Below are 11515 nucleotides of genomic sequence, written 5' to 3'. Positions count from 1 at the left end.
GTGTAATGAAACGTCATGGAGCGTTTTCATCTTTAACCGCCGGGATCCAAGTCATTAGACTCTGGTCGAGTGTGTAAAACGTTTGCGTATCTAGGTGTGTTGCCTTGCCGACTAAACTATGGCCTCCATGCTTGGCCAATACATTAAATATCTGTTTTGTTGCCATTAACTCCTGAGGGCCGAATTGGTGTAGTATTCCTCCACGGTATTCGTTTTTTAAACTAGCAAAAACGGTGTCATTTTCCGCTTTGGTCAAAGCACGAATTCGCTTCCATTCTTCATCCGACGAATAAAGGATCTGCTTTGCTTCCAAGGAGGCCTGCAGGAAGCCTTTTACACTCTTTGCGTGCCGATCTGCCCAAGGCTTTTTAAATGCCCAGCCTAGCAGAGGGACATCGTTTTCAATGTCTAGGGCTTGTAGCATCTCAGGTACAGTAACCAGTAATTTATACCCTTCGGCCTTTAAACGCGCGCCGTAATGCCAAAAATTAATCCCACCATCAAGCTCCCCTCTAAGCATAAGTACGTTAAGTAAAACAGGTGACATAAAACTAGCTTGGGCAAGATTTTTTATGTCAAAACCGTATTGAGCCTGAGAGTATGCTTGCAGTAATAACCAGTTTTTATCCACCTCGCCGCCAGCAATACCGACTCTTTTGTTCGCTAAATCGCGAACGTCCTTAGCGGGTGAGTCATTTGTAACATATAAACCACCTGTGGCAATCGACGTAGGAAAAAGGCTAAAGTCTTTTTCACTGGCGCGCTGGCGATTCACCCATAACCAATCGGTTAAAATTATGTCAACCGCATTGCTTTGCAGCGCCACCGCAGATGCGTTTTTACTCCCTAAGGAAAGAACGTCTAAGTTAAATCCGTATTTTTGGTCCAGATTGTGATGCTTAATCACATCCACTTCCCAATTGACCGTACCGTATTTCAGCACACCTAATCTCACATTTGGTACCTTTTTGGCGAACGCTTTCATGCTTAATGCGAGCGCGACAACCACCAAGCCAAAGACCAGTGCACGTCTTATTTCTACAGACTTAAACATGCTCTACTCCCATCCTACTGAGTGAAAAAGTTGCGCATTCATCTCGATTAGCATTTTTGCGCTGAGGTATGCGGCCATAAAAATATGATGCATAAACAAAATTTAAAACCTCGCCTCTATACCCAAATGAATAGCCCTAGGTTGCCCACCAAAGTAGCGGTATGAGCCAAATGCATAATCAGCTCGGCTGGCATATCGTTCATCAAGTACATTTTCCAGCCGCGCTAGTAGACGAATCTTATCTGACAGCGCGAATTGACCCCGCAGTTGCAATAAGTTATGCCCTTCGTATTCATGGTCATTCGATGGATCTAGGTAGTAGCTCCCCACATGCGCCCATTCAAGCTCCAAAGATGTGTCTTTAGTTGCCTGCCACGCGAGACGCACATTTCCCAATTGACGTGGAGCCGTATCAATATCGTTTCCTCTGCGTACCCCGCTATTAGCATGTTCTGATTCGTATTGATGAATCGCGTAAGTGTAATTAAGCGCAATAGATAGATTACTAAGTAACGAATAATCAATGCCGGCCTCCAATCCTTTGTGAGATGTTTCAGCGTCAGTTACATTTAAACCATCTCCATCTCTAAAAAAGAAATGATCTTTGGTCATATAAAATGCCACCAGCTCAAAATTAATATTGTTGGCTAGCCCTCTTAGCCCTAATTCTTGACTGGTGATTTTTTCTGATTCAATTTGTCCCACTTCTTGCTGGTTTTGAATGCGGTACAAGTCTGTGGTTTGCGGCGCTCGAAACCCCTGAGACCAAGCAGCAAAAAGCGCGACGTTTTCATCCAGCAGATAATTAACCCCCACCTTACTGCTAACGTTATCGAAATCATCTTTACTATCAGTTGGGCGCTGATACAAGCACGCGACAGGCTCATTGTTACCGTTAACACATGGGGTACCGTCAGCCTGGGTGGTACCATCAGCGAGTCGGTTTTCATAATCGTAATGAGTACTATCAAAACGCACACTGGCAGACATACTTAACGCTTGGCTGTATTGCCAGTCCGCTTGAACGTAAGGTGCTAAAATAACTACATCAACCTCATAGTCGTAGTGAGCCCCTTGCTGGCGCGCTTTGCCAAAGCTAAAGGTACTGGCCTTTTGTTGGGTTTCAGTTAGTTCGCCTGAGGTCCACTCTACATCGGCCCCTAAAACAAGCGCCAAGCTCGGGTCGAATTGCCAGTGATAACTGCTGGTTAAGCCAATGCTGGAGTGGCTATTTTCTTCTATCGCTTCAGAGGGTAAATAGTGCTGGCGAAATTCCATATCGTTTGTTCGAGCGTAAGGTGTAAGTACGAAATACGTAGCATCAGACAAGGTGCGTTGCCACTTGCTAGCTACGCGCAGTGATGACCACTTTCGAAAAGAATCCTCTTCGCAGTTTTTTTCCATTGCTTGAGTGTCTTTAAACAAGCGGTTATCTGCGTATGTCGATTCAAAACACCCCTCACCATTGTCGCCAGAAGCAATAAAACCAGCGGTGTTTTGGTCAAGTACAAAGCCTGAAACACTGGTCGTTATTGCATCTTGTTCATCTTTGTATTCATGGCGTAGCCCCACTTTGGCTGAAGTAAAACCACTGTTGTCACGGTATCCACCATTGTCTATCAATTGAGTATTGAAAATTAAGCCATGGTCGCCGAAATCATTACCGACACTACCTTGTACTTGGTAGTGCTCATTTGGACCAAGTAGCAAGGATATATCGTCGCCGTCCTGTACCGCTCGATTAATCACATTCACTACACCGTGAACCGCGTTCGAACCATAAATTGCACTTGCTGGACCACGCACAATATCTACTTCTTGCGCTTGCGCTAAATTAAGCTCCGATAAAGCATTATTGTTGGCAAATCCCGCGGCCCGTGTTGCAATACCGTCTTCTAAAAATAAAAAAGCCCCCCCCGCACCAGGTCCTGTCACCACGGGAGAGCGCAGAGAAGGCAAAGACTCCATTCCATTGTTGGCTTGTACGTACACGCCTGTGGCACGATTGAGTAAATCGCTCGGGTAAACTGAGTTCACAGTGCGAATGTCTTCGTGTGATATGCGTACTAAATTGCCACTTAGTGTTAAAAGGTTTTCCGCTTGACGCGTGCCAGTGACAACAATGACGTCAGGTAGCTCAGAAGCTGAATTTGATGATGCATGCATTCCTTCTTTGGTTTTATTTGTTTGCGCAGCATCTGCATTTAAATCAAATGCCTCTGCCCAGCTTGCGACGACTAGCAGAGAAATTGGGAAAACAGAGTATAATTTTTTTACTGACTTTCGAAACATCACAATTCTCAAAGTATTCGATAATGTATGTTCAATGCTATTGCTCGCCCTCTCTATAATCCTTCCTTCTTTAGTATGACTACTCTCGTCAATTGTGGCGGGAAGGCGAGTTTTTCGAAAAATATCACTCTGCTTAGACATTAAAACTGCACCTGAACATTCGCCGTTACTCGGCGCGGGCTGCCTGGACCTACAAAAAACGCCTCATCAATTTCTGGGTGTACATCTTCCAACACCTCATCTGGCTCACCGTAGGTTCCAAAGGTATTGTATTGGCGGTCAAAGGCATTATCGATACGCACCGAAAGTTGCACGGACTCACTGACTTGGTAATTCGCATACACATTAGCAACGGCGTAGGATGGTAACTTTTTGTTTTCGTTTGCTTCATCTCCTCGATAATATGACGATGACGAAAGCAACCATTCAGCGCCTAATGTTAGTACTTCGTTTAATGTCCAACTGGTGTGCATTTTCACTTGATGCTGAGGCTGGCCGGGTATTGTGTCTCCAGGCTCAACTTGACGTCCCCCTCCCAAGGGGTTATTTGGACTGAAGGTAATAAATTCGGATTCAAATGTAGCGTCTAAGTAGTTATAACTTGCCCCAAGAACCAGATTATCTTGCTGATACAGATAAGATAGCTCTGCCCCTTGGCGATTGGTTTTGTCTACGTTGATGAAGTATCCCTCAGACTGCGTCACGCCAGCCTGTTGAAAAATAATATCGTCAACGCTCTTAGTACGATACAAAGTAGCGGTTAACGTATTGGCGTCAGTATGATAATCAACAGAAGCTTCGATAGTTTTAGCAACAACTTTGTTCAGTGGCGGATCGGCCACGAAACCATTGGGTAATTTACATGGGTCGTCCTCATCGGCGCAGCTTAACTCGGCAGGACTTGGCATGCGTGAAGATTCGCTATAGCTTAATGAAACATCCCAATCGGGGGAAATCGAATATTGAACTCCAAGTGCAGGATTGAATCGATTGAAATGATGTTCACCGTTTAATGAGCCTTCCCCTACATCTATTCGGTCATGCATAGATATTTTACTGTCGTTATAGCGACCAGAAATACTGAATAACCAGCGCTCACCAAAGCGTAATGAGTAGCCTGAATAAAGATAATGTTCGTAAGTTTTTACGCCTAGTCTCACTTGAGATTCACTGTCAAAAAAACCTGTAGGGGATACCGAGCGATCATCTTCAGGCGTACTGTTGTGCAAAATACCGAATTCAGTGTCGCTTATAAAATCGATGTCAGCGTGATCGACTCCCCCGCCAATGACCCATTCATGCTCAAAATACGTCGTTTTTTTACTGTGCATAAGCTGTACAGCTAAGCCATAACTCTTGTTTTCAGTGGCGCTTTGGTTCAACGTACCATCAATATCATCTGGGTCTAAATCAGAAATATCACTGAAGCTTATCTCTGGGGCATAACCCACAAACTCGACGCGCTCTACGTCGTCGTCTTCTTCTTCGCACAAGGTAACAACATTATTAAACTCACACTCTTCATAATCGCTGTCGTCGCCATTAGTCGTATCAATATTATTACGTCTGTAATAACTGTTGGCTCGCAGAGTAAAACCGTTGCCTAACGCAGATTCGCTGCTAAGCGCAAACATGCGATGGTCGTTTTCAGTTTTATCAGGGTAAGTATAAACAGCGTCGTACCCCTCTGCGGCTTGTAAGTCTTCTGGTACTGCACCGTTGCCGGTCAGCGCGTTATCGTTGGCAGCAACGAATAACTCAAGGTGATGGGTGTCGCCTTGGTAGGTTAATGTGGTTAAAAGCTGCTTTAAATCGCTGTTTGAAAAGTCTCGCCAGCCGTCTTCACTTAAACGATTAATTGCCACGTAATAGCCCCAAGGGCCATTGTTACCGCCACTTTGTAGCGTTGCTTGGCGTTGACCGAAACTGGCAATTTGCAAGTCCAGCTCATTACGCTCGAAGGTAAAACCATTTTTCACCCGCATATCTAACGCGCCACCTAAAGTATTCTGCCCAAAGCTAGGATTAGAGCCTGAATATAGGGCAACACTTTCAAGCGCTGCAAAGGGAATAAGATCCCAATTGACGGTATTGCCAAATGGCTCGTTAAAGCGTATCCCGTTTAGATACAAAGAAATGCCCTGCGGTAACCCTAAAAGTGGTGACGCAGTGAACCCACGATATTGCACGTCAGGTTGAAACGGATTGTTCTGAACATCATTTATATGCACGCTGGTTAAGCGGTTTTTCATATGTTGCGACAGCGATAGCGCATTACTTTTCGCTAATTCCTCAGCGCTGATAGTTTGAGTACTGCCAATGATGCTAGTGGTATTATGCTCACTAAAAAGAGGGTTTTGACCAAATACACTGATCGTTTCAAGACTGGCAATTTCACTTGCCATACCTTCAAAACTTAACATTACGCCAACTACGATTACGTACTTCATCCTCAATCCCTTTGCGTTGTTAATTACTTCTGCAAAGAAATTATCGGATAGTTGCTTTGGCTACAACTTACGCCAAGAAGCGCAAAACATAAAATAACCCATTACAATCAGTATGTTATATAACATTCATTCTTTATAGTCCTTCCAAAGTAGGAGACTATTCCTGCCAAAGTAAGCGCCACCTCACTTCTAAAAGTAACGTGTTTCTAACTTCGACCGCGAAATGTAATGAGTGCAATAGAACAAGCGAGTATCGCACTAGTAAACACAACACCTAATGCAATTTCATTTACCTGCCCATACAAAGCAAAGCGAAGCAGTTCAACGCAGTGAGTAAATGGATTAAACTGACAGATCAAAAACAGCACCATACTGGCTTCTTGCATCTTCCATAACGGATAGAGCGCACTGGATAAGAAAAACATTGGAAAGATCACAAAGTTCATCACGCCTGCAAAGTTCTCTAACTGCGTGATAAGATTAGCCAGCATTAAGCCTAGGGCACTGAGGAAAAACGCAATCAAGAATATTGCTGGTACGGCATATACGTATCCCATAAGCTCTATTTCTACTCCTACCAATCGCGTGATTAATAAAAAAATAAGCACCTGAAAAGTTGACAAAATCGCACCTGCTACAAGTTTACTAAACAGCAAAAACGGTCGAGGTAATGGGCTCATAAGCAACACTTTCATACTGCCCATTTCCCTGTCGTACACCATGGATAGAGAGCTTTGCATACAATGAAATAAGATAATCATGCCACCGAGCCCAGGCGTAATGTACTGCTGATACGTGATATAAGTGCTGTAGGGCTCCATGATTGAAATCCCCAATGCGGAGCGAAACCCAGCAGCGAAGACCACTAGCCACAACAGTGGGCGCACCAATACACTCAACAAGCGAGTTTTTTGTTGTAAGAAACGTAAAACGTCACGCTTAACGATGCCATTCATGCAGTACAAATAGGTCATTGGTGTCATAGCGCCTCCATGTTGGCGGTTAATTGGCGGTATAACTCAGCGACAGAACCTACCTGATAATGCGCACATAACTTATTGCTGATCCCTTGTGCTTTAACCTGCCCAGCGTGCAGTACAATTAAGTTGTCTGCTGAGGTGACTTCATCCATAAGGTGTGTTGCCCATAGCACACACAACCCTTCACGCTCGGTCAATGTACGCACATGTTTAATGATCAATGCTCGGCTTTCTATATCAAGCCCTACTGTAGGCTCATCAAGTAGCAGCACACTCGGCTTATGCAGCAAGGCACGGGCTAACTCTACGCGTCGACGATGGCCACCGTTTAGCCTTCTGACTTTTGCATTTAGCTTGTTATTCAGCGATAACGTAAGCAATACATCTTCAATATTTCGCAGTGCAGTTTTAGGGGAAATACCATGTAAAGACGCGTGATATAACAAATTTTGTTGAACGGTTAAGTCTAAGTCTAAGGTGCTTTGCTGGAACACTACTCCCATGGAGCGCATAATATCCGTACGTGTGTTTTGCAGATTCACGCCGCGAACGCTGATTTCACAGGTAGGCTTAGGTGCAGCTCCCTTTGTGCTTGTTTTTATACGTACGCCCTTGACGTTATGTCGCGAGGTAGTCTTTAAACCGGTGAGCAATGAAAATAAGGTACTTTTGCCTGCCCCGTTTGGCCCTAGCAGCATATTGATACCATTTGACAGGGTTAGGCTCACGGCATCGAGCGCTTGCATTTTCCCATAATGGTAAGACAAATTTCGCACCTCAATACCGGCACTATTCCCATACTGATTTGACGATCTACTTTCAAACATATTATGGCTAGCTTGGTTACGGCTCTCGCCTATCGACTCACTCATGGTGCACCGCTAACGACTACGCCCCAGGGATAACGCCCTACTTTAATAGAATGAGTCACCTTACGTTTTACTACATCAATCACCGACACGTCTCCGCTTACGCCATTGGTGGTTAGTAACTTACTTTGATCGTGATTAAAGGCTAATTGCCAAACTCGCCTACCCACCAATAAATATTGTTCAATGCTCATGCTAGCGACATCAATAACGGCCACATGGTTTGCAGGCCCAAGTGCAACGAATGCGGTTTGACCATCACGACTTAGTTCAACTCCTACCGGTTGCACTTTGTCGCGGTGTACACCAGCGATCTCAAAGCCAAATTCATGGACTATCTTTCTTGTATTTACATCAAACACACTCAGCGTTCCGCCAATCTCAGAACTGACCCAGAGTTGCTTGCCATCATGGGAAAACTTTGCTGATCTTGGCCTCGCACCAACGAGTGAATTATCAATATTTTGATAAGTTTGAGTGTCTATCCAATGCACCATATTGGTTGTTTCTGAGGTGACTACCACAAGCTTTCCGTCAGGGCTCACAGCAAGTCCTTCTGGCTCGACACCCACATCTATTTGGGTAACAACTTGGCGCGTCGCTATATCGATCACGGTCAGCAATGCGTCATCTTCGTTTGACGTATAGATTGTTTTGCCATTGGGATGCAACGCAATGGTTTCTGGGTCTTCCCCTGATGGCAAATCCCCCACTACAGTCTCATGAACTAAATCTATAATTTGGATACTGTCAGAATCACTAGCACACAAATAAGCTATAGTGCCGTCATGATTCAACACTAGCCCTCTTGGTCGCTGGCCGACCTCGAATTTACGCAGCACTTTATACTGTTCGACGCCTATCACTGAAACAGTGTTGTCTTTTTCGTTCGAAACGTAAGCCAGTTCTTCGCCATTCACGTTAGCCAAAAACCCACAGCTGATTATCATTCCTAGCATTAGGTTAATATTCAATGCGCTCTTTTTCATACTTAACCTCTAATCATATTGAGTACTCAGTGGCAGCGCATTTCAGGCGCATCAAAACCTAAGGTATCAAGTTCGTTATTCGGATGTAGCATGCCTGCTTGAGGCGATTGTGATACAAATGCATTTGGCTGCACCAAAGCCAATGGCATTCTTAACTGTCCATTCCAAGGTCGATAACTAAGCTTGCGCCCTTTATAAGCAGCCAATTCAAACGCGTCAGAATGTATATGAGTAACCAAGTCTTTAGGCTTACCTGAGCCTGTTTGTTGTGCGGCTTGCGCTAAAGTTCGCACTGCTAAATAAGCACTGAAATCTAATTCATTCATGCTTCGTGCAGCCATTCTCGTAAAGCGACTTTGCAGTTGTGACGCCCCCCACTGTTCAATTACGCGATGCCAAGCAAGCGCTTCTAATCCAGCTGAACCAATGACCGGCCGTGGAAGGTAAGTGTTGTAAGGAATAAACTCGGCAAAATCCTTATGCCCATCAGCGACAAAGACCACATCGTAAGGACGTGAGGTTTGCGTAAACAATGGGACTTCTTGCTGAGTGCTGCGTCGTAAATCTGTATTAAAATCCCATATTTTTTTATCAATAATCTTAAGCCTGAAGCGCTGCGCTGCAAGAGAAAAAGCATCCGCTATGTCTTTATCAGCTTTGTTCTGCCCTGCGATCAGTAACACCTTCGATAAACGCTTTGCTACTAGCCACTGGGCTAATGCATCCGCCTTCATACGATAGCTTGGAATGGTATGCAGTACGGAAGACAGACATAGATTGTGGCGCATGTCATCCGTGGGATCACTAACGTTAAAAATGAGCACAGGCTTGTCTTTGGCCCATATATTTAGAGCCTTGAACACCTTACTGTCACCACTAATTACAAAAACAAACACACCAACAATAAACTGTTGTTTAACGTGTTTGAGTAAGTCACTAGGGTCGTTAAATTCAAATTGATTCAATGAAAATTTTTGATTAATGAATTTACCTGTAGAGTTTGAATCGCTTATAGCCAACTTAGCGCCAGATACTCCACTGTCTTCAGGTAATGAATTGATATTATTAAACGTCACCACTGGCTCTTTTAACAACTTTAGATAATCCACATTAAAAATAAGCGGGTTATTGTTCGCCATTGTTTGCCCTGCAAAAAATAGCATGCAAAGCATACTACTTATGCAAAAAATGCTTGGTATACGTGCAAACACCTGCTTTACGCACACAAATTTCACCTTCGCTAAATTTACGATACCTCGCCTTATCAAGCAGTTTATTCGACTGTGCATTAACGACTCCCGTATTCACGATGAAACATTTTGATAGCTCAGCATATAGAAGAACAGCATTATTGGAAATTATAGCCAACCCACACTAACTCATTGAATTAAAAGTAATATATTGAATTCACCGTGAATATAGCAGCAAAAATCATCCTAAAGGATGAGATTTACTCTAGCTAAAGTGCAATGGGTGAATGACCCACAGATGGGTAAGCTAATCCCCGTTGATTAAATCACATACAAATTTCATAGAAAGAGGATAAACGGTGATGATTAGACGTACATTAAGCCGCAATGTTTTTATAGCAGCCATAACCACCTGTTCTTTCGGTTTAGCTGCACATGGCTCTGTTACCCCCCAAGGAGTTGACACTTCAACGTTACCTGAGTTGGGCGAAGAATGGAGCGACACAAACCCTTATCGTGATGCACAAGGTGATGACAAAGAAGAAATTTTGCGTGTCGGCTCATCTGCCTACAATCAAAATTGCGCCCGGTGCCATGGTTTAGGTGGCGTATCTGGTGGTATCGCACCTGATTTGCGTATGCTTGCCCCTGATTATGATGGCGATGAATGGTACGTATACCGCGTGCAAAACGGCGCAGTACGCAATGGCGCTGTTTACATGCCTAAAATGACTGAGCACTTGAACCAAGAAGCATTGTGGGCCATTCGTAGCTGGCTTGAGTCGGTCAGTGACGCTCAATAACGCTTTCCATTTCAGTTTATGGGCGGCTTGTGCACTGCTTTTCAGTGTTTCAAGTTCAGCCCGTACTTATGATGACATCATACAGACCGATTTCATTACCGTAGCTGTGTACCGCGATTTCGTGCCTTTTTCATTTCAAGAAAATGGCAAAGATTTAGGTATAGATGTAGAAATTGCCGCTCAGATTGCAAAGCAGTTAGGCGTAACACTCAAATTGAAATGGGCTACAGCTGACGAATCAGTAGAAGACGATTTACGCAATAATATTTGGAAGGGACATTTTCTAGATCGCACCGTTGCCGATCTAATGCTACGAGTGCCTTACGATAAAAAATACCGCTTAAAACGCGATGACATAGGGGAGTTGGTCAATGGCCAAGTGCATATGTTCGCCCCGTATCATGTTGAATCTTGGCAGATTATATTTGACCAAGCGAACATTGAATCAGTGCCGACAATTGCCGTTTTTCAATATCACGACATTGGTGTTGAAAATGACTCAATTCCTCAATTCTATTTAATGTCTGCCTTTCGTGGTCGCATGCGAGATAGGAGCAAACAGTTTGCCACCATTCCTTTAGCAATTCAGGCAATGCAAGCCAAAAAGGTTGATGCGGTCATGGGTATGCGCAGCCAAATCAGCTACTACCAGAGTCATTTAGACACTCAACGCTACTTGTTGGCGCAAAATGGTTTCCCAAATATCGGCAAACAAAAGTGGGACATCGGCATGGCCGTCAAAGCTGAATATCGCCAATTGGGTTATGTCATTGGCGATATTGTTGAGCAAATGACCAAGGATGGCACCATAGATGAAATTTTTAATCGCTATCGGACGGTATATGAAATCCCAGACTTTTACGCGCCATAAATGTGCACCTTAGACCT

At 44.1% G+C, this 11515-nt stretch carries 9 protein-coding genes; 2 read left to right on the top strand and 7 right to left on the bottom strand.

Annotated elements, in window-relative coordinates; translation table 11 throughout:
• Positions 1-13 precede the first annotated feature (13 nt).
• The 7 genes from GCHA_RS09930 to GCHA_RS09900 all read right to left on the bottom strand — a co-directional run bounded on the left by GCHA_RS09930 (position 14) and on the right by GCHA_RS09900 (position 9797).
• Positions 14-1054 (bottom strand): ABC transporter substrate-binding protein, encoded by a 1041-nt coding sequence (locus GCHA_RS09930; RefSeq protein ID WP_007987729.1) that lies wholly within the window; start codon positions 1052-1054, stop codon positions 14-16.
• A gap of 102 nt (positions 1055-1156) precedes the next feature.
• Positions 1157-3346, bottom strand: a complete 2190-nt coding sequence (locus GCHA_RS09925) for a TonB-dependent receptor (RefSeq protein ID WP_007987728.1) — start codon at positions 3344-3346, stop codon at positions 1157-1159.
• A 140-nt stretch (positions 3347-3486) separates the two neighbouring features.
• Positions 3487-5796, bottom strand: coding sequence for a TonB-dependent receptor (locus GCHA_RS09920; RefSeq protein WP_007987727.1), 2310 nt, complete (start codon positions 5794-5796; stop codon positions 3487-3489).
• 206 nt (positions 5797-6002) lie between these two features.
• On the bottom strand, positions 6003-6779 hold the full coding sequence (locus GCHA_RS09915; RefSeq protein ID WP_007987725.1) for an ABC transporter permease: 777 nt from the start codon (positions 6777-6779) through the stop codon (positions 6003-6005).
• Positions 6776-7648, bottom strand: a complete 873-nt coding sequence (locus GCHA_RS09910) for an ABC transporter ATP-binding protein (protein ID WP_007987724.1) — start codon at positions 7646-7648, stop codon at positions 6776-6778. The genes GCHA_RS09915 and GCHA_RS09910 overlap by 4 nt, the downstream gene beginning before the upstream one ends.
• The gene (locus GCHA_RS09905; RefSeq protein ID WP_007987722.1) at positions 7645-8634 is read right to left on the bottom strand and encodes a YVTN family beta-propeller repeat protein; all 990 of its coding nucleotides are present in this window, start codon (positions 8632-8634) and stop codon (positions 7645-7647) included. The genes GCHA_RS09910 and GCHA_RS09905 overlap by 4 nt, the downstream gene beginning before the upstream one ends.
• A 26-nt stretch (positions 8635-8660) precedes the next feature.
• Positions 8661-9797, bottom strand: coding sequence for an ABC transporter substrate-binding protein (locus GCHA_RS09900; protein WP_007987721.1), 1137 nt, complete (start codon positions 9795-9797; stop codon positions 8661-8663).
• Between the two features lie 389 nt (positions 9798-10186).
• Between GCHA_RS09900 and pedF the strand changes: the two genes are divergently transcribed.
• Positions 10187-10627, top strand: a complete 441-nt coding sequence (gene pedF, locus GCHA_RS09895; RefSeq protein ID WP_007987718.1) for a cytochrome c-550 PedF — start codon at positions 10187-10189, stop codon at positions 10625-10627.
• Positions 10614-11498, top strand: coding sequence for a substrate-binding periplasmic protein (locus GCHA_RS09890; protein ID WP_007987715.1), 885 nt, complete (start codon positions 10614-10616; stop codon positions 11496-11498). Before pedF ends, GCHA_RS09890 begins: the two co-directional genes overlap by 14 nt.
• The last annotated feature ends 17 nt before the right edge of the window (positions 11499-11515 follow it).

This window comes from Paraglaciecola chathamensis S18K6 (assembly GCA_000314955.1).
Classification (GTDB): domain Bacteria; phylum Pseudomonadota; class Gammaproteobacteria; order Enterobacterales; family Alteromonadaceae; genus Paraglaciecola; species Paraglaciecola chathamensis.
This window is presented reverse-complemented; position numbering and strand designations above follow the sequence as displayed.

What these genes read in the sequence shown, in the direction of transcription:
- GCHA_RS09930 (WP_007987729.1), bottom strand. Translation starts at nt 1,054, where the DNA reads ATGTTTAAGTCTGTAGAAATAAGACGTGCACTGGTCTTTGGCTTGGTG.
- pedF (WP_007987718.1), top strand. Translation starts at nt 10,187, where the DNA reads ATGATTAGACGTACATTAAGCCGCAATGTTTTTATAGCAGCCATAACC.
- GCHA_RS09915 (WP_007987725.1), bottom strand. Translation starts at nt 6,779, where the DNA reads ATGACACCAATGACCTATTTGTACTGCATGAATGGCATCGTTAAGCGT.
- GCHA_RS09900 (WP_007987721.1), bottom strand. Translation starts at nt 9,797, where the DNA reads ATGCTATTTTTTGCAGGGCAAACAATGGCGAACAATAACCCGCTTATT.
- GCHA_RS09905 (WP_007987722.1), bottom strand. Translation starts at nt 8,634, where the DNA reads ATGAAAAAGAGCGCATTGAATATTAACCTAATGCTAGGAATGATAATC.
- GCHA_RS09910 (WP_007987724.1), bottom strand. Translation starts at nt 7,648, where the DNA reads ATGAGTGAGTCGATAGGCGAGAGCCGTAACCAAGCTAGCCATAATATG.
- GCHA_RS09920 (WP_007987727.1), bottom strand. Translation starts at nt 5,796, where the DNA reads ATGAAGTACGTAATCGTAGTTGGCGTAATGTTAAGTTTTGAAGGTATG.
- GCHA_RS09925 (WP_007987728.1), bottom strand. Translation starts at nt 3,346, where the DNA reads ATGTTTCGAAAGTCAGTAAAAAAATTATACTCTGTTTTCCCAATTTCT.